Origin of the sequence: Undibacterium sp. KW1 (assembly GCF_009937955.1) — a bacterium.
Classification (GTDB): Bacteria; Pseudomonadota; Gammaproteobacteria; order Burkholderiales; family Burkholderiaceae_D; genus Undibacterium.
Genome location: NZ_AP018439.1, coordinates 1966057 through 1985120, shown reverse-complemented (window position 1 = coordinate 1985120; position 19064 = coordinate 1966057). Strand labels below are relative to the sequence as shown.

Annotated in this window: 11 protein-coding genes and 1 pseudogene; 5 read left to right on the top strand and 7 right to left on the bottom strand. The window is 51.3% G+C overall.

Going from position 1 to position 19064, the window contains the following annotated elements; genetic code table 11:
• Positions 1-47: 47 nt before the first annotated feature.
• Both UNDKW_RS08780 and parC read left to right on the top strand, forming a co-directional pair.
• Positions 48-2038, top strand: a pseudogene (locus UNDKW_RS08780) (DNA topoisomerase IV subunit B).
• Between the two features lie 52 nt (positions 2039-2090).
• Positions 2091-4418, top strand: coding sequence for a DNA topoisomerase IV subunit A (gene parC / locus UNDKW_RS08775; protein WP_162058393.1), 2328 nt, complete (start codon positions 2091-2093; stop codon positions 4416-4418).
• A 226-nt stretch (positions 4419-4644) separates the two neighbouring features.
• Here the strand turns inward: parC and UNDKW_RS08770 are convergent, their stop codons facing one another.
• Both UNDKW_RS08770 and UNDKW_RS08765 read right to left on the bottom strand, forming a co-directional pair.
• Positions 4645-5367, bottom strand: coding sequence for an SDR family oxidoreductase (locus UNDKW_RS08770; protein ID WP_162058392.1), 723 nt, complete (start codon positions 5365-5367; stop codon positions 4645-4647).
• Positions 5368-5369: 2 nt separating this feature from the next.
• Positions 5370-6464 (bottom strand): patatin-like phospholipase family protein, encoded by a 1095-nt coding sequence (locus tag UNDKW_RS08765; protein ID WP_162058391.1) that lies wholly within the window; start codon positions 6462-6464, stop codon positions 5370-5372.
• 41 nt (positions 6465-6505) lie between these two features.
• Here UNDKW_RS08765 and UNDKW_RS08760 point away from each other — a divergent pair, with 41 nt between their 5' ends.
• Together UNDKW_RS08760 and UNDKW_RS08755 are read left to right on the top strand one after the other, a co-directional pair.
• Positions 6506-7699 carry a phosphatase PAP2 family protein gene (locus UNDKW_RS08760; protein ID WP_162058390.1) on the top strand — a complete coding sequence of 398 codons (1194 nt, stop codon included), beginning with the start codon at positions 6506-6508 and terminating at the stop codon, positions 7697-7699.
• Positions 7696-8316, top strand: a complete 621-nt coding sequence (locus UNDKW_RS08755) for a CDP-alcohol phosphatidyltransferase family protein (RefSeq protein WP_162058389.1) — start codon at positions 7696-7698, stop codon at positions 8314-8316. Before UNDKW_RS08760 ends, UNDKW_RS08755 begins: the two co-directional genes overlap by 4 nt.
• Here UNDKW_RS08755 and UNDKW_RS08750 read toward each other — a convergent pair.
• From UNDKW_RS08750 to UNDKW_RS08735, 4 genes are all read right to left on the bottom strand, one after another.
• Positions 8264-10066 carry a bifunctional alpha/beta hydrolase/class I SAM-dependent methyltransferase gene (locus UNDKW_RS08750; RefSeq protein ID WP_162058388.1) on the bottom strand — a complete coding sequence of 601 codons (1803 nt, stop codon included), beginning with the start codon at positions 10064-10066 and terminating at the stop codon, positions 8264-8266. The genes UNDKW_RS08755 and UNDKW_RS08750 overlap by 53 nt on opposite strands.
• Positions 10067-10092: 26 nt before the next feature.
• A complete protein-coding gene (locus UNDKW_RS08745) occupies positions 10093-10932 on the bottom strand; it encodes a phosphatidate cytidylyltransferase (RefSeq protein ID WP_162058387.1) in 840 nt (279 codons plus the stop codon).
• A 221-nt stretch (positions 10933-11153) separates the two neighbouring features.
• Positions 11154-12797 carry a diguanylate cyclase gene (locus UNDKW_RS08740; protein ID WP_162058386.1) on the bottom strand — a complete coding sequence of 548 codons (1644 nt, stop codon included), beginning with the start codon at positions 12795-12797 and terminating at the stop codon, positions 11154-11156.
• The gene (locus UNDKW_RS08735) at positions 12798-13190 is read right to left on the bottom strand and encodes a response regulator (RefSeq protein WP_162040723.1); all 393 of its coding nucleotides are present in this window, start codon (positions 13188-13190) and stop codon (positions 12798-12800) included. It abuts the gene before it with no gap.
• 364 nt (positions 13191-13554) lie between these two features.
• Between UNDKW_RS08735 and UNDKW_RS08730 the strand changes: the two genes are divergently transcribed.
• On the top strand, positions 13555-15186 hold the full coding sequence (locus tag UNDKW_RS08730) for a M28 family peptidase (RefSeq protein WP_162058385.1): 1632 nt from the start codon (positions 13555-13557) through the stop codon (positions 15184-15186).
• Between the two features lie 92 nt (positions 15187-15278).
• Here UNDKW_RS08730 and UNDKW_RS08725 read toward each other — a convergent pair whose 3' ends face one another.
• Positions 15279-19022 carry a DUF748 domain-containing protein gene (locus UNDKW_RS08725; RefSeq protein WP_162058384.1) on the bottom strand — a complete coding sequence of 1248 codons (3744 nt, stop codon included), beginning with the start codon at positions 19020-19022 and terminating at the stop codon, positions 15279-15281.
• Between the last annotated feature and the right edge of the window lie 42 nt (positions 19023-19064).

Below are 19064 nucleotides of genomic sequence, written 5' to 3'. Positions count from 1 at the left end.
GCAAAACATCATCAAAAAATTAACCAAAACAACAGATTTTCATTCGCATGGCCACTAAAAAAAATACTTCTCCGTCAGACTATAGCGAATCATCCATCCGAGTACTTAAAGGCCTGGAGCCGGTCAAACAAAGACCGGGGATGTATACCCGCACCGAAAACCCACTGCATATCATTCAGGAAGTCATCGACAATGCCTCGGATGAGGCGCTGGGCGGGCATTGCAAAAATATCCTCGTTACCATCAATGCTGATACCAGCATCAGTGTAGAAGATGATGGCCGTGGTATTCCCGTCGGTTTGCACCCTGAAGAAGGCGTGCCTACCGTGGAAATCGTATTCACCCGCCTGCATGCTGGCGGCAAATTCGACAAAGGTTCTGGTGGTGCCTATGCATTCTCCGGCGGTTTGCATGGCGTCGGTGTGTCGGTCACCAATGCCCTGTCAAAACGCCTGGAAATCACGGTCTGGCGTGAAGCAGGTTTGCACAACCTGACTTTTGCCAATGGCGACGTGATAGAACCACTGCGTAGCCAACCACTGGCGCGCGGAGACAAAAAGAGCGGTACGCGTGTCACTATCTGGCCAGACGCCAAGTATTTTGACAGCGCCAACATCCCACAAGGTGAATTACAGCGCCTATTGCGCTCCAAGGCAGTGTTATTGCCTGGCGTCAAGGTGACACTGACCCATGCAAAGACAGGCGAAAGCCAGACCTGGCAATATGACCAGGGCCTGCGTGGTTACCTGACCGAGGCGCTGGCACAATCCTCCCACGGTGAACCACTGATCCCCCTGTTTGAAGGCGAGCAATTTGCCAATTCAGACAGCGACGGCTTTGCCGAGGGCGAAGGTGCATCCTGGGTCGTGGCATGGACTGAAGAAGGCAATGTCGTCCGCGAATCCTATGTAAACCTCATCCCTACCCCGCTGGCGGTACGCATGAATCCGGTCTGCGCGAAGGCCTGTTCGGTGCAGTGAAGAGCTTCGCCGAGATGCATTCCTTGCTACCCAAAGGCGTCAAGCTGCTGCCAGAAGACGTTTTCGCACGAGTCTCCTTTGTCTTGTCTGCCAAGGTACTGGACCCACAATTCCAGGGCCAGATCAAGGAACGGCTGAATTCACGCGATGCCGTGCGCCTGGTGTCCTCCTTCGCCAAACCACCGCTGGAGCTGTGGTTGAATTCGCATGTAGAATATGGCAAGAAACTGGCTGAGCTGGTCATCAAGCAAGCGCAATCGCGCCTGCGCTCGGCACAGAAAGTGGAAAAGAAAAAATCCTCAGGCGTGGCTGTCTTGCCAGGCAAACTGACGGATTGCGAATCGAATGACACCGACCGCAATGAAATCTTCCTGGTCGAGGGTGATTCTGCCGGTGGTTCTGCCAAAATGGGTCGCGACAAGGAATTCCAGGCGATCTTGCCATTGCGCGGCAAGGTGCTGAACTCATGGGAATCTGAGCGCGACCGCCTGTTTGCCAACAACGAAATTCATGACATCGCCGTTGCCATAGGTGTTGATCCGCATGGAATAAATGAGATCGTTGACTTTAGCAATCTGCGCTACGGCAAAATTTGCATACTCTCTGATGCGGACGTTGATGGCTCTCACATCCAGGTCTTGTTGCTGACGCTGTTCTTCCGCCATTTCCCGCAATTGATTGCGCGTGGCCATATCTGCGTGGCACGTCCGCCGCTGTTCCGCATCGATGCACCGGCACGCGGCAAGAAACCGGCACAGAAAATCTATGCACTGGATCAAGGCGAACTTACCGCTATCGAAGACAAATTGCGTAAGGATGGTGTCAAGGATGGTGCCTGGGCAATTTCCCGCTTCAAGGGCCTGGGTGAAATGAATGCCAGCCAATTATGGGAAACCACCATGAACCCGGATACGCGCCGCCTGCTGCCAGTTTCTCTTGGTGAGTTTGATCAGGTCTTTTCTGAAGGCCGCTTCAATATGTTGATGGGTAAAGGCGAAGCCGCCGCCCGCCGTGCCTGGATAGAAGAGCATGGTAATGCTGTTGAAGCTGATATATAAAATATCTGACTTTACGGACCACAAAAGAATACAAAAAAATACGAATAGAACCATGAGCGAACAAGCGAATTTATTTGATCAAACTCCACCGCCACCAGGCGATGGTGAAACCCTGACACTGGCGACCTTTGCTGAACGCGCCTACCTCGATTACGCCATCTCGGTCGTCAAAGGCCGCGCCCTGCCCGATGTGTGCGACGGGCAAAAACCAGTACAGCGTCGCATCCTGTATGCGATGAATGAGCTGGGCCTGAACTCTGCCGCCAAGCCACGTAAATCTGCCGCTGTAGTCGGTGACGTACTCGGTAAGTTGCACCCACATGGTGACCAGTCCGTGTATGACGCCCTGGTACGCATGGCGCAGGATTTCTCCCTGCGCTATCCATTGATTGATGGCCAGGGTAACTTCGGCTCACGCGACGGCGACGGTGCGGCGGCCATGCGTTACACCGAAGCACGCCTGACACCAATTTCAAGATTGCTGATGGATGAAATCGACCAGGGTACGGTTGATTTCCAGCCCAACTATGACGGCACCACCGAAGAGCCCAGGCTCCTGCCCAGCCGCCTGCCCTTCGTCTTGCTGAATGGCGCATCCGGCATTGCGGTCGGCCTGGCAACAGAAATCCCTTCGCATAACCTGACTGAAGTTGCCAAAGCCGCAGTAGCCTTGATACGCAACCCGGCCATGAAGCATGCCGAGCTGATGGAATACATCCCCGGCCCTGACTTCCCGGGTGGCGGGCAAATCATTACGCCAGCATCTACCATCGCCGATATGTATGCGACTGGCCGTGGCAGCATGAAGGTGCGCGCGCGCTGGAAGATAGAAGAAATGGCACGCGGCCAGTGGCAAGCCGTGGTCACAGAATTACCACCTGGCACGTCCTCACAAAAAGTGCTGGAAGAAATCGACGAGCTGACCAACCCTAAAATCAAGCTGGGTAAAAAGACGCTGTCGCCAGAACAGGTGGCATTGAAACAGGTCATTCTGTCAGTGCTCGATACGGTACGCGATGAGTCCGGCAAGGATGCGCCGGTACGCCTGGTACTGGAACCAAAATCCAAAAACCAGGATCAGGCCGAGTTCATGCAAATGCTGCTCGCCCATACTTCTTTGGAGACTTCAGCATCGATCAATCTGGTAATGATAGGCGGCGATGGCCGCCCACGCCAGAAAGGTTTGCTCGATATCCTCAGTGAATGGATAACCTTCCGCTTTACGACCGTCACACGCCGTACCCAGTTCCGCCTTAAAAAGGTCGATGACCGCATCCATATCCTGGAAGGTCGTGAAGCGGTACTGTTGAATATCGATAAAGTCATACGCATCATCCGTGAATCTGATGATCCCAAGCCTGCACTGATTGCGGCGTTCAAGCTGTCAGATATCCAGGCGGAAGATATCCTGGAAATCCGCTTGCGTCAGCTGGCACGTCTGGAAGCGATCAAGATACAGCAGCAACTGGATGAATTGCGTAAAGAAAAAGCGGGTCTGCATGATTTGCTGGAAAATCCATCTTCGATGAAGCGTATGCTCATCAAGGAAATCGAAGCCGATGCCAAACAATTTGGCGATGCCCGTCGTACCGTTATCGAAGAAGCTGCCAAGGCCTCAGTAGAACAAAAAGTAATCGATGAACCAGTTACGGTAGTCATTTCCGAAAAAGGCTGGGTACGTGCACGTACCGGCCATGGTCATGACAATGGCCAATTCACCTTCAAGGCAGGCGACAGCCTGTACGGCACTTTTGAATGCCGCACGGTGGATCAATTGCTTGTATTTGGTTCGAATGGTCGCGTATATTCCGTCGCCGTCTCTGCCCTGCCCGGTGCCCGTGGTGATGGCGTACCTATCACTACCCTGATAGACCTGGCAGTTGGCAGCAAGATTTTGCATTATTTTGCTGGCAGTGCCGACATCAGCCTGTTGTTGTCATCGACTGCTGGTTATGGTTTTACCGCAAAAGTCGGCGACATGGTGGGCCGCATGAAAGCCGGTAAAGCTTTCATGACACTGGAAGAAGCAGATCAACCGTTGCCACCTGCCGTAGTCACTGACGACGCCAGCGCGATTGCCTGCTTGTCAGAAAAAGGTCGTTTGCTGGTCTTTGGCCTGGCAGAAATCAAGCAACTCTCCAGCGGTGGCCGTGGCGTGATCTTGATGGAACTGGAAGACAAGGAAAGCCTCGTGTCAGCCCAGGCCATCAGTCAGCGAGGTGTGCGAGTGCTCGGCATAGGCCGGGGTGGCAAGCCGCAGGAAGTCAATCTCAGCGCAACTGGTCTGGGTATCCACATCGGCAAACGTGCGCGCAAGGGCAAGGCGCTGGAAGCCAAGATCAAGGCTAGTGGCTTGCAGAAAATTACGGCAAAAGAGTAATGGCTGTTTGCGTTTGATCAGTGGTGTTTGCTGATTGTGAAATTGAAAATCGTCCGTGAAATAAGTGTCATGGACGATTTTTCATTGAAAGCTGCTTAAATTGAACATCAAAAGCATTTCACTTGTTGCTTTACAAACGTCGCTGGATTCCAGCCAAAATCATGCTGGAATGACGTCTGTATGATTGCCGTAATTTGAAACGCAAGAATTGAGCATAAGCCCCTGCCTATTTCCTCAACTTCAACACCCACTTCGGCAACAAATTCAATGCCGTAATCAACCAATTCATCTGCCAAGGAAACACCAGCCTGTCGCACTGCGCGGCAATAGCTTCTACAATCAAGGCCACGGCCTTCTGCTCAGACATGATAAAAGGCTTATGACTGGCATCGCCCTCATTCAAGGTACGCAGCTTCGCGGTATCAATATAGCCAGGTACTATCGCAGTCACGGCAATGGAAAATGGTTTGAGTGCAATGCAGTAGGTATCGCACAAACTCAAGACACTGCGCTTGGTCGCGCTATAGACGGACGCGCCGGGATAATCGTGCAGCAAACCCGCAACCGATGAGATGGCCACCAGTTGCCCCGACTTTTGCAGCAGCATTTTTTCGGCTGCCAGTTCAAATGCATGGCTCAGGCCACTGACATTGGTGCGCAGCATGTGCAGGGTGGCAGCCTCATCCAGCATATGGCTGCGGGTATTGTAATAAATACCGGCGGTGACGATGAGCATGTCCAGGCCCTGCAAAGCAAAGTCATCAATGGCTTGTGACAAGTCGGCGCGATCTGCGATATCGAGTTGATAACTGACTACCCCATGCAAGTCAGCGGGCAGGCGTTGCAAGTCACGACCACAGACTGCGACTCTGGCACCGCGCTGCAAATAGTGACGGGCAAGCGCCAGGCCTATGCCGCTGGTGCCGCCTATGACCATGATGCTCTTCATGCCTAGGCCACGCCCCTGCTGTATTTGTCGCTGTGGCGTATCATGGCTTCGTCATAGGCTGTTTGCCGGGTGAAGGCTTCCATGCCGCGTGCATAACCATATTGCCATTGGGCCTCCATATAGGCTGCATAGGTGGCATGGTTTTCTGGCATGCTCAGGCGTATGCGGTTATTACGCCAGTCCAGTTTCTTTTGTACTGATTCTTTGGCCAAGACCGTTGCCACGTCGGATGTATCGATACGCACATCAACTGCCTGTCCATTTGCATAGCGCAGGCGGGCATTGCCATCGAGGCCCAGGACCGTGCGCCAGGCAGGGATGGAAAAAGCCTGGTCAAAACTCTGTTTGAATTCCATCATGACTTCATCTGCCAGGCGTTTTGCGATCTCAATGGGGAACAAGTCCAGTACACCGCCAAAATAATTACCATCGGTATGGGTATGGCAACGGAAATAAAACATGTCAGTGATAGAAATACGTGCTGCCAGACTGGTTGGCGTTTGCACATCGCACAATAACTGCTCTGAAATGGCATGCTCCCCCCAGCGCGGGTCTGCCAGTGGTGAGGTCATGCCATCCAGCAGTGCCGCTGCTCTTGGACCACAAAACACGGTCTCGGCAAATAATTTGCGCTGGCCACGGGCCAGGCCGACTTCATTTTCATCAAACAGCAATTTGCCACCTATGATGGCAGTCGCTACTGACTGCTCGATTGCCGCCAATCTTGGCAAGGGCAATTCCGCCGGGATTTCAAACAGGTATTCATTGAACAGGTCAGGTATGGTGCTGGCAGAGTCACGCCCAAAACCACGTTTAGCGGCCAAGGCCAACGCGCGGACTATGCCTGCCCTGGGAGAAGATTTCAAACCGCTCCAGTAATGGTACATTTCTTCCGAGCTCAGCCATGCCTTGCGTTGCGCATCGTCAGGAAACCCGGCAATGATGCTTGCCGCAATCGCGCCGCCGCAACTGGCCAGCAGGATATCTGGCGCACGGCCAGCCTCGCAGGCGGCTGCGTACATGCCCAGGTAAATACCAAAACGAAATCCACCACCTGCCAATACCATGCAGCGTTTATATTTTTTAACTTGATTCATCCTGCTAAAATATCACACTGTTAAGGCTAAACATATATCAAATGCCATCCACTCCTGCACCTGTGCAACACCGCTTGCGTCACTGGTTGCTGAATTCCCTGGCATTTGGCTTGTGCTATCTGGCCGCCAATCTGCTGGCGCAGCAGCAAGGAGTGATAAGGCACGCTGCCCTGTCATTTGAGGCTGGCATCCCGTTTTTGCAATGGATGATACTGCCCTACCTCAGTTCAGGCCTGTTTTTTTGCCTGACATTCTTTGTAGTGCACAGCCAGGATCAATTACGCCTGCTTAGCCAGCGCCTGTTGCTGGCAACCGTCATTGCAGCCTTCATCTTCGTGCTCTACCCTCTGCAATTCAGTTGGCCCAGACCTGCCATCTCCTCTATATGGTGTGCATATCTATATGATTATCTGGCGCTAATGGATAAACCATATAATCAATTACCCTCGCTGCATGTTGCTTACTGCCTGTTATTCTGGAGCGCCTTGCGCGAGCATGTCCGCACAAGGCTGCTACGCATGGCGCTGGCCGCGTGGTTACTTCTCACAGCTGCCTCGACGGTATTCACTTATCAACACCATTTGCTGGATGTGCTTGGCGGCAGTTTGCTGGGATTGTTTTGCGTCGTCTTTATCAAACCGAAAAGAGCAGAACCGCATGTGGCGTTTTATTACCTGATATTTGCCAGCGTATTTTTTATCACAGGCTTCATCTTTGCCCATAGCTGGCTGGCTTTGTACATAGCATGCAGTCTCGCTCTGGTCAGTCTGGCTTATTATCGTAACGATGTTTACTTCCTGCATAAAAAACAGGGGCAATATCCGTGGTGGATATGGTTCATGTATGCACCTTATTTGCTCGGTTACCAGCTTACCTGGCTGGCCGTTGTCTGGCGTGAGAGGCGCAAACCCGTCATCATCAAATTGACAGATCGACTCTGGGTGGGGCGCCGCCTCAGTAGCCGGGAGGCAAAACAACTGCCGCCAGATTGCAGCATCATCGACCTGGCAAATGAACTCAGCGAAACGCCTGCCTTGCGCAAGCACGCTTATAGACATTTCCCTCTGCTTGATCTGCTCAAGCCAGGCAAACCGGTAAGCGATGAAATCTTGCAATACATGCGCCAGGAAATTGAAACGGGCAAAACGGTTTACCTGCATTGCGCCATGGGTTATAGCCGATGTATATTGCTGGCCAAACTGTATATGTCACAAGGAACAAACAGCAGACCATGAGTTTTTCTATCTACCAACTGAAGCCGCGCTTCCAGCAATTGCTACAACCTTTGCTGGCGGGCCTGGCGAAACGACATATCACGCCAAATCAGGTGACTCTGCTGGCGATGGTCCTGTCCATCGCCTATGGCATTGCGCTGGCTTGTTATCCGCAGAATAAAAACTTGTGGCTGGGGCTACCGGTCTTTATGTTCGTGCGCATGGCGCTGAATGCGATAGATGGCATGCTGGCCAACGTCACCCAGCAAAAAACTGCCTTTGGAGCCATTTTCAATGAAGTGGCAGATCAGGTTTCAGATGCCGCCCTGGTCTTGCCTTTTGCCCTGGTGGCAGGCATACATCTGCCCTTGTTGATTGCAGTGGCTATGCTGGCCCTGCTGACAGAGTTTGCTGGCGTTGCAGCCTTACTGGCAGGTTCCAAGCGCCGCTTTGATGGCCCCATGGGCAAAAGCGACCGCGCTTTTGCCTTTGGTTTGCTGGCCCTGCTTGTAGCTTTTCAACTACCAGCGATCTGGCTGAATGCGGTGTTGCTCATCGTCCTGCTACTCTTGCTCTGGACTTTGTTCAATCGGATAAAACGGGCACTGCCGCATCACGCTGCGCCACCGACACCGTAAATATCCCCGCTATACCGAGCTGCGTCGCAATTTTTTTGCAACCTATGCTGGCGACCAGGGCATCCATCTCTGCCTGTGGGCGTGGGCGCATTTGCCATGACTGGCCGCGATGGGTATTCAGGGTCTTGGCGATCATCAATAACTGCGGATGCCATGGCTGGCCAGTGTACACCAGGTACCCGCCAATTTTCAATTGCTGCTGTATGCCGCGCAAGGATGCCAGTACCAGGACATTGTCACTGAACAGCTCATACAAACCAGAGACGATGACGATGTCATAGGCATCTTCTTCCGCCGGGTAACTGGTTGCGGCAAAGGCATCGCGGCATTGATAGCTGATCTTGTTTTTCAACTGCAAACGTTCTGCGAGTAATTTGGCCTGATCCAGATTGGCCTGGTCAAAGTCGCGCAGGCTGATTTCTATATTGCGGTTCTGGAAGCGTTTGATGGTTTCCAGCACATAGCGACCTCCACCGGCAGCAATATCAAGTATGCGCACAGGCTGGTCTGCCGGGTATTGCTGTATCAGGTCAGACAAAGTCTGCTGCATCTGTACCTTGCGCTGGCGTATGCCGCGCCAGCCTATCGCATCCAGATAACCACGGTCTATCATACCGCCTATCAGCAAACGGCCACCTGCCTGGTTGCGATAGACATAATCGAGTGATGCGCCGGAATCAAAGCCGTGTTGCAAACCTATCGTCATGCCATTGCTGAGTCTACCCAGATGACTGAGCATGAATTTTTGCATGCCGTAAAAGGCGTTTTCCAGCGCCCCACCCAATTTGCCTTGCTGCAATGCCTGGTATTGGCGCGCACTCTGGCTTAAGGTATCTGCCTTGAAGTAATGCGGCAAGGGTAACAGCTCTTTGGCATAACATTCATTGATGAAATCCTTAGCGGCCTGTATGGCTTGCTGCACCTGGTTTTCGCTCTCATAAAAAATCGCATGATGGCAGTTTTCTATGAGGATATAGCGCTTCAGTGTCGAAGAGATCGTTTCAAAAAACTGCTTTTGCGGCGCCTGCTTGACGACGTAATCCTTATCGGCGACCAGCATTAACACGGGTGCATCTATCGCCTGGGCATCCTGCACTACGCGCTTGGCAGTATCGGCCAGATCCAGCAAAACCCTTGCAGATATATTCTTGGTAATCAGCGGGTCGGCATCATAGGCTTTGGCTTGTTCAGCAGAATGCGTGAGCATGGATGAGCGTATATAGCTGGTGACAAACAAGTCAGGCTTGAAGCAGGTGGCAAAACGCAACGCTGGCTTGGCCAGCGGCACATACAGGTTGATATCAAATGCAGCAGCCGCCATGACCACACCACGCACGCGCGGTGCATAGTCATGCAGCCAGGTTGCGGCAATCACGGCACCCACACTGTTTGCCACGATGAGCATGTTTTCTTTGTCTATACCATAGCTCTGCTGGATGTGATTGATGAAGCTGTCAAAATCGCGCACCATGGTTTGGAAATCAGGTGCATCACCGCGCTCACCCGGTGAATTGCCATGGCCACGCGCGTCCCAGGCAAAAGCCCAGTCCTGGGTAAAACCAAATTGCTCTACCAGCGGGCCTATACGGCCAGAATGTTCATGACCGCGGTGTAAAAATATCAGGGCTTTTTGTGGCTGGCCTGCAGGAATCGCCAGCGGTTGCCAGCTGCGGTAAAACAAACGGGTACTGTCATGGCTATCGAAGCCAGATTCATTGCACAGCCATTTTGTTTGCAATTCTGTTGTCATGCATAGTCCTTATTAAATTCTTTACTTCAAAATAACAATCCCAGATACAGCAAAGGTGCGGTCAGGACCAGGCTATCCACCCTGTCCAGTATGCCGCCATGTCCTGGTATCAATTCAGAAAAATCTTTGATCTTCAAATAACGTTTGGCTGCTGAAAAAATCAGGTCACCGGCAAAGCCACCGAGCGACAGCAAAATACCCATCATCAGTAAATAACCGGGGCCGGCAAGATGCAAGTAAATGCCAAGGCCAAGGGACACCAACATGGAAATCACGACACCGCCGATCAAACCCTGTACAGTTTTATTCGGGCTGATGGTAGGGGCGATAGTTTGCTTGCCGAAAATTTTGCCACTGACGAACTGGGCAATATCATTGAGCGCAGTTACCACAAAAAGATAGAAAAACCAGGCCAGCCTGACTTCATTTGAAAATGGCAGCGTCAATAAATCCAGCATGAAACTCAGGCCATAGCAGAGCAGCAAAAACAGCATGAGCAATAAATGATTGCGTTGTCGCCAGACAAAAAACTGCAGGGCTTGCAAACACAATAAACCAGGCAAAATCATGCTGGAATCAAAACTATCTACATATTGCAAACCTACCTGCAAAACCAGCAGAACAAAGCATGACAACAGGAAACGCCAGCGAGGGCCGGTGTAGTGCAGGGACAATTCACGAACTGCCAGCAAGACGATGAGCAAGGCCATCAGCAGTGGCCCAAGAGGATACAAAAACAGGCTCAGGCTGACGACAGGGAAGATAAACCACCAGGCATTCACCTGTTTGCGCAACTGGCTTTCAGGCGAGCTATGCCTGCCTACACCAACACTCGCAAACGCCAGCAGCAGGTAGAGCATCAACATGGCAGCCAGAGTCGAATTGCCGAGAAGAAATTTTGAAAACACTAAGCAACCTGAACAACAGTAAAGATACTCCAGTGTACACCGAACTTTGTCTGCACTTGCTTTTTCAATATGTAAGCATAAGAAACAAAGCAGGTACAAAACTGTACCGTAAACAAAACAGGCTGCCACGGAGTTTGCCTCCATGGCAGCCTCTTTTACTTCCTGCTCAGTAGCTGAGTTCAGGCCAGACTGATGCGGTTGCGCCCTTCCTGCTTCGACACATACATCGCGGCATCGGCAATATCAAATAATTCATCAGCATCAAGCGTAGCCTCAAGATCGGCCACACCGCCAGAAAAACTGACCGAGAAATGTCCGCCCTCGCAGTGCTGCTGTATCTTGGTGAAGGCCAGCCTGACCTGATCGAGGACCCGGCGCGCCGTGCTGGCATTGGTGTCGGGGAAAATCACGGCAAATTCTTCGCCGCCGTAACGGCCAACGATATCACTGCGGCGCAAACGCTGGCGCAAGAGTCTGGCCAGAGTACGCAGTACCTGGTCACCTGCAGGGTGGCCATAGGTATCATTGATGCATTTAAAATTATCCAGGTCTATCATCGCCAGGGCCAACGGCGAACCAGTGCGGCCCGCCTGGGAAATCTCGGATGCCAGTTGTTCCTTGATCGCCGTATGATTGAACAAGCCTGTCAGGCCATCACGCATGATCAATGCGCGCAAGGAGCGGTAACGCTCAGCTCTGGAAGCAATCGAAGATTTCAGGTATTCAGGCGCTACCGGCTTGGTAATGAAATCATCCGCCCCTGCCCTGACAGCATCAAGCTGCTTGCTGAGGTCTGCTTCACTGGACAGAAATACGATGGGCACATCGACATAAGAATTATCTTGCCGGATCAGGCGCGAGAGCTCAACACCACTGCAGACTGGCATGTAAATATCCATGAGCAGCAATTCAGGACGAAAATCTGTCATGACCGTCAATATCTGCGTAGGGTCATTGAGCAGATAAACATTCATGCCGGCGTCACGCAGGATCGCGCCGTAGAACTTGGAAGTTACGGCATCATCATCAATGATGAGCACGCGATAACCCTTGTTTTCATCAAGCTGCAGCAAGGATTCTATACGTTCAGTCAGCGCAACAACATCAACCGGCTTGGTGAAATAACCATCGCCACTGGCGCGCACGGCCAATAAACGCGAATCAAAGCTGCTGGAACGGGACACAAACACGGTGGGAATGCGGAAACGCTCTATCTGCTTGATGCGCGATATTTCTTCAGCACCAGCGACCTTACCTTCTGGGAAACTCAGCTCTATGACGATGACATGCGGTCTGCGAGTAGCCACCGCCTTTGCCAGAGCCCCAAGGTGATTCATGCGCACCACTTCATAGCCGAAATGCTCAAGCTGCGTGGTAATTTCCTGATTTTGGGCTTCATCGTCATCCACCAGATAGATCAGGTGGGGGTCGCTGAGTTCGCGCTCCTCTTCCTGCACGCTCTCTGCCACGCCATTGACTGGCTTGGTGTCATGCTTCAGGGCATATTCAAAATAGCGGTTAACTTCTTCCGAATAAGCTTTCAGCTCTGCCGGGTCCCAGGCTTTTCCTTCAAGATGCGGTTTCAAGGTAGATTCAAATACCCTGGCCTGCGTACCTATATCGGCAAAACCAAAAGTACCTGCCGAGCCCGCCATGGTGTGCAGGTGACGGTGCAGGACAACCATGGATTCCTTGTCATCCGGGCGCTCAACGACCTTTTGCAAGGTACTGGTTATCTCCTCAAACTTTGACGGCAGTTTTTGCAGGAAAATTGCTTCGAGAGCAAGCAATTTTTCTTGCAGGCTATCATTTTTGTCGGACATTTAAGCCTTCTCCTGCCATAAACCTCGCACCTGAGTCGATAACTCCATAGGGTCAAAAGGTTTTGCAATGACGCCTATGGCGCCCAGCGACTTATAAAAATCCATTTCGGATGACTGCACCTTGGCAGTCATGAAGATCACCGGCGTAGAGGCGGTGCCTGGCAATTTACGTAGTTCTGCCAGGGTGGTCGGGCCATCCATATTCGGCATCATGACGTCCAGCAGCAGCAAATCAGGGACGAAGCCAGCATTGACTTCGGCAATGGCCTGCGCCCCTGAACTACAGGTTTTCAAACTGAAACCACCGACAACTTCCAAAGCAATTTGAGCCACGGTTTGTATATCAGCATCGTCTTCAACATACAAAATGCTGGCGAGCGTTGCAGAAGTCATTACTACTCCTTATTGCGATAGGTAAAACAGATGATCTCAGGATAAATCAAGATTACTCGCAAAACAACAATAAATCCTGTCCATTATCAGAATAATCATCATACTCCGTGCCCTCGACAACAAGTCAGTACTTAAATCCTCCTTTTACTTCCAAAGTAAATGTGTTTTTTGAAATAAGTATTCACTTGTGCATCAAGCAATCAGGATTATCATTGCCTCAAGACAAGTAATTGGAAAACATGGCTGTTTTTCTGTTTTCATGGATCACTAATATCTAAAGCAAAGAAAAAAGCACCTGCTTTGTAATATGATCTGGCACAAACCAGCCAAATCAAATCAATTTATAGAATTCACAGGAGTACTGATGCGCCTTGCGTCTATCGCCATATCCAGCATCGCTTTACATTTTGCGCTGTACCATCATCCCGTCCAGGCACAACAAGTGCGAGAAGCTCCTTTACGAGCACATCTGTCATTTTTATCTGACGATTTGCTGGAAGGACGTGGTACCGGACAACGCGGTGGCGATCTCGCCGTACGCTATCTGGAAGCCCAGGCAGCAGCCATGGGCCTGGTGCCCTTACCGGGCGCAAATGGCTATAGACAAACGGTGACACTGGTAGGTAGCCAGACACTCAGCAGCAGTCAACTGCGCTTTGAAACAAGCAAAGCTGCGCTTTCGCCTATCCTCGGGACCGAGATTGTATATGGCTCGTCCAATGGCAAAGCCGACAATGACTTCAATGCTCCACTGGTATTTGTCGGCTATGGTGTGCGCGCACCAGAAGAACGCTGGGATGATTTCAAAGGCGTCGATCTGAAAGGCAAATTGCTGATCATGATGGTCAACGATCCCCAACCGACCGTGGCAGAACCAAATCGTTTTGCAGGCAAGGCACTCACATATCATGGCCGCTGGACTTACAAGTTTGAAGAAGCGGCAAGGCAAGGTGCTGCGGGTGTTTTACTGATACACACTACGCCATCAGCCAGTTACGCCTGGAACGTACCGCAAACATCTTTTAGCCACGAGCGTTTCAGTCTTGGCAGCGTTGATAATAAGGGCAATGCGCTGGAAGGCTGGCTACAGGAAGATGCTGCCAAAGCCCTGTTCGCTGCGGCTGGGCAAGACCTGGATGGGTTGCGTGCACAAGCTGAGACCCGTGAATTTAAACCTGTTGCTCTGGATGCCAGGATACATGTGACATTGCGCAGTGCAGTGCGTAAAGTGGAGCAACAAAATATCATAGGCATGGTACCCGGCAAGGACACAAAACTGAAAGATCAGGCGGTACTGTATTCCGCACACTGGGATCATCTGGGAATAGTGCAAGAACCCGGTAAACCCGCACAAATCTGGAATGGCGCCGTAGATAATGCTTCCGGTGCGGCGGCATTGCTGGCCATGGCACAGGCTGCGGTGACACATCCAACGAAACGCACACAGATTTTCTTGTGGCCAGCGGCGGAAGAACAGGGTTTGCTTGGCAGCGCATTTTACGTACAACACCCATTGTGGCCACTGGCAAAAACTGCGGCTGATCTCAACCTGGACAGCATGAATTTTGTTGGCAAAACCCAGGACATGGGTGTTGCTGGCAGCGAGCACAGCAGCCTGTTTCACAGTGCCACAGTCGTTGCAAGAAAAATGGGCTTGCGCATTGCACCGCCCGTTGCCGATTTAGGAGGAGCTTTCTTCCGCGCCGATCATTTCAATTTTGTACGGGCGGGTGTTCCGGCATTTAATGTCGGTTCTGCCGTGTTCTCTGGTGATGGCTCATTTGCCTTCGATCATGATGCCGAACAGGAAGCAGCACAAATGAAAGCGTTTAAAAAAGACTACCATACGCCGCGCGATCGCTACAACCCGGCATGGGATTTGAGCGGCATGCTACAACAGGCACAATTTACTTTGAATCTGGGTTATGCGATTGCTAACGATACTGCGATGCCAGTCTGGAAAAAAGGTGGAATATACAGACGAGCAACACAGTAACAGGGCTACAGCAGGGGCGACGGATACGCTCTTACCGGCGCCCCACCTGCCAGGCTATCTCATAGCAAAACAAAGCGATCACCTGGCTCAAACTATTTCAGCGAGAAATCTACCCGGTTCGGACTGCCCTTATCCTTGATGCCGTCGGCATTCAGTTTAGGGGCGATCAGGAATAGCCTTTCACGCTCGACACCCGATACATCTTCCAAGTAATCACGCACATTATCCGCACGTTTTTGGGCCAGGCTGCGCAAGGCATCCGGTGTGACCTGGGTATTGGCGAGTATCATTTTCTCAGCTTCTGCCGTTGGCAGAGTCTTGGCGAGGCCAATCGCATTGCGGGGTTTGGTGAATTTTTCGGCCTGATAAACCTCTTCTATATATTTGGCTTTTTCAGTATCGCTAATGACGATGTCTTCTTTTTTGACCGTGCGGTCTTTCTGATGCACATCTTTCCATTTCAGTTCGCGCATTTTCTGCAACAGCAGCAACTGGCGTATGCCATCGCCATCAGTCGCTGGCTCTACACGGCCTATGATGTCCAGCTTCAATGCACTGCGGTTTTTTAGTGCCTTGGCGAGATTATCAAGCTTGGCTGTTGCCTCAGGGGTCAAACTGGTCTGACCGGGCAGAAATTCGGTATAAGCGAGTTCCTCCCCACCACCAAACATGGAACCCAGCAAGGCAAATGGTGAAGTCACTGCCTTGGTGATCACATTCATGAAGACCTTGAAGATGATGCCGCCAACTGAGAACTGTGGGTCAGACAAGGAGCCGCTGATCGGCAAATTGATATTGATCCTGCCCTGGTTGTCGCGTAACAAGGCAACGGCCAGCATGACAGGTAATTTGGTCGCGGTAGGACTATCTACTCTTTCACCAAAAGTCAGCTGATCAAGGCGCACATCGTTTTCTGCCTGCAACTGCTGGTTCTCTATGCGATATGACACCTGCATCGACAACTTGCCTTTTTCTATGGCATAGCCAGCATACTTGGCTGCATAAGGAGTCAGCCGTGTCAGTTCCAGGCCGTTTGCACTGGCCTTGACATCCATGAAAATGGGATTGGATAAAGGATTCAGGGTGCCGGATATCACCAATGGCGCATCATCATCAACCTTGCCTGTGAGTTCGATAGTTGCTGGCTGAGGATTGTCAGAAGCTATAGCACCTATGGTACCTGCAACACCAGTCAGGTTGGCAGTGTAATTCGGCTTGACGAAATTATCGGTAAAATTGATATTGCCGCCTTTGAGCGTGGTCTGTGCTATGCGTATAGCAAGCGGATTGGCCTTTTCCACCTTGGCGGGCAAGGGCACTGTGACAATAGTCGATGTCGCAGTTTTGCTGGTGACGGCTTTGGCGGCATCATCTGCCTGAGTTGCCTGAGCAGTTGCTTCAGCTTCTTCTGCATCTGCTTTCTTGGTGCTGAGTATGGTTTGTATATTCAGCTTACCCTTGGCAGACAAAATCGCACGCGCATAAAAATCATTGAGTGCAAGTTTTTTCAGGTTGACCAATTGTTTGTCGCCGCCAATCTGGGCACTGACGCCATCCATGGAGATGTTTTTCCATTCCAGGAAATCTTCTTCAGCGCCATTTTCCAGCAGGTGAAAATCATTCAATGCCAGCATGCCCTCATAATTGATCTGCCTGCTGCTATCGAGCACATTAATCAGGTTCAATTTACCCCTGATATCTGCCCTGCCACGTGTCAGCGCAGCATTCACGTACGGTGATACATACGGGAATAATGCAGACACAGGCAAACCCTGTCCATCCAGATTCATGCTGATGTTTTTTAGCTGACTGGATGCGGTTGCATCCAGGCTCAACTTCGATTTTTTTCCTATATTCGTCTGCAAAGTCATCTTCACGGCCTGCGACATATCACTGTTAAGTTTTTCTGCATGCAGGTTAAAACCATCCAGCCTGATTTTTACCTCTGGTGACATGGATTTATCGTTGAAGCTGACAGCACTATCCTTGAAATCCAGGCTGGCCAAATTGAATTTCCATGCTGGAGCAGTTGCGGCGTTTGCTACATTGCTGCCAGCTACCTCTGGTGCGGCCTGATTTGTGCCTGCACCAGATTTCAGCCATTTTTTGAAATTCAATACCGCCTGTTCATCACGCCGCACATCACTCACCAGACCATCAAACAGCACGCTGCCTATATTGACTTGCCTGTTCTCCATGCTAAGAGTCAGCTTGTCTATTGCTAATGCTTTCAGGTTAAAACTGCCGTCGTCGGCAGACTTGGGTTTGATGGCAAACTGGCTCAGTTTCATGCCAAGGTCATCGACTTGCACCAGGCCTTTTTGCACTTGCAATTGCGCATTCACATCAAACTTACCACTGACACTGGCGAGCAGATAATTGTTCAACAAAGGCTGGTAAGTAGCCAGTGACCAAGAGCTTAAAGCCAGTTGCGCCTTGACCGTGCCATTCAGTGGCTGCGTCTCTCCTTCCAGTTTCAGGCTCTCATCGTTTTCACCACTGAGTGCAAACTTGAACACAGCCGCTTTGGCATCTGCTGCAGAAGACAAGCCACGCGCGCTGAGACTGATATCTTTGAGATTGATGGTCTGGGCTGGATTGGCATGCTTGGCATCGCGGAAATGCAAAATACCTTTTGACAGCTGTAGTTCAGCCAGTTGCTGCAAGGCAGCGACCGGCTTTGCTGTGCTCACTGCAGTGGATGATGCGGCAGAGGCCGTGCTGCCCGTTACAGGCACTGCCTTATTCTTGGTATTCGTTTTGCTATCTTTGGATGGAGTAGCAGACGCGGGTGGAGTGGCCAGGCTGGCCCAGTTCAATTGCCCCTGCTGGTTGATGTCCAGCCAAATTTCTGGTGATGTCAGTTCCAGCTTGCTGATGCTGGCTGCAGCTGTCATGACGTTGACTTGCTTGATTTGCGCGTGCAGGCTGCCCAGCTTCAGCAAGGGTGCATCTGACTTATCGTTGACATGCAAATCATCCAGATTGACGTCACCCGCCAACAGTAGTTCGGCATGGGCATTCTTGCGGCTAAAAATCAAATCCAGTTTGGTCGACAATTTTGCATTCTGGACTTTCACTGGCAAGGCCACAGGTACATAGGGCAGATATTGTGTCAGGTCCAGCTTGTCGAGATCGATTGCCAATGAAGTATCCAGGCTATTCGTAAATGGCCTGGCCCTGCCCTTGAGTACAAAGTTTGAACCATTGACCTTGGCCGACAACAAGGGTTCTACAAAACTCTCAACCTGATTAGGGAAATTGGACACAAAGGGCACACCAATTTGCAGCGCCTCTATCTTGAACTGTTCATTGACGACCTTGTCATCTATCTCTATACGCCCACTTGCAAGCTGCAGATTCGCCAGCGAAAAGCGTGTCGTTGATTCGCTCTTGGGCATGACGGCAATTTTTTCCAGGATATCGCTGTAGTTGTAGCGACCATAGCCTTCCCCCGGAGTACGGATAATATGCACATAAGGCTCCGTGACTCTGACTTCATCAACGATCAGAGCCTGACGAAACAGCGATGCCAGCGACAGATTCAGTACCAGCTCCCTGGCCTTGACTGCGGGTGTGCGCTGGTCAGCCTCATACAGAGTCAAACCTTCTATCGTCAACGCCAGCTTGAAGGGGGAAAAGCGGATATCCGCCATATCCAGCTTGCGCCCTATCTGCTGCTGCACTTGCTCGGCAGCGATACGTTTGACGACACCCGGCAAAAAAGCCCAGCTCAGGGCGGCCAGCAATAACACCAGGCCAACCAGTCCTGCAGCCCAGCGCCCCAGGTGCCAGCGTTGGCTTGCATTAGTGATTTTTTGTCTTATTATCGTCATGGTAGGTTCTGGTGCGTTTGTGTATGGCTAAATAAGATTATA

What these genes read in the sequence shown, in the direction of transcription:
- parC (WP_162058393.1), top strand. Translation starts at nt 2,091, where the DNA reads ATGAGCGAACAAGCGAATTTATTTGATCAAACTCCACCGCCACCAGGC.
- UNDKW_RS08770 (WP_162058392.1), bottom strand. Translation starts at nt 5,367, where the DNA reads ATGAAGAGCATCATGGTCATAGGCGGCACCAGCGGCATAGGCCTGGCG.
- UNDKW_RS08765 (WP_162058391.1), bottom strand. Translation starts at nt 6,464, where the DNA reads ATGAATCAAGTTAAAAAATATAAACGCTGCATGGTATTGGCAGGTGGT.
- UNDKW_RS08760 (WP_162058390.1), top strand. Translation starts at nt 6,506, where the DNA reads ATGCCATCCACTCCTGCACCTGTGCAACACCGCTTGCGTCACTGGTTG.
- UNDKW_RS08755 (WP_162058389.1), top strand. Translation starts at nt 7,696, where the DNA reads ATGAGTTTTTCTATCTACCAACTGAAGCCGCGCTTCCAGCAATTGCTA.
- UNDKW_RS08750 (WP_162058388.1), bottom strand. Translation starts at nt 10,066, where the DNA reads ATGACAACAGAATTGCAAACAAAATGGCTGTGCAATGAATCTGGCTTC.
- UNDKW_RS08745 (WP_162058387.1), bottom strand. Translation starts at nt 10,932, where the DNA reads ATGTTGATGCTCTACCTGCTGCTGGCGTTTGCGAGTGTTGGTGTAGGC.
- UNDKW_RS08740 (WP_162058386.1), bottom strand. Translation starts at nt 12,797, where the DNA reads ATGTCCGACAAAAATGATAGCCTGCAAGAAAAATTGCTTGCTCTCGAA.
- UNDKW_RS08735 (WP_162040723.1), bottom strand. Translation starts at nt 13,190, where the DNA reads ATGACTTCTGCAACGCTCGCCAGCATTTTGTATGTTGAAGACGATGCT.
- UNDKW_RS08730 (WP_162058385.1), top strand. Translation starts at nt 13,555, where the DNA reads ATGCGCCTTGCGTCTATCGCCATATCCAGCATCGCTTTACATTTTGCG.
- UNDKW_RS08725 (WP_162058384.1), bottom strand. Translation starts at nt 19,022, where the DNA reads ATGACGATAATAAGACAAAAAATCACTAATGCAAGCCAACGCTGGCAC.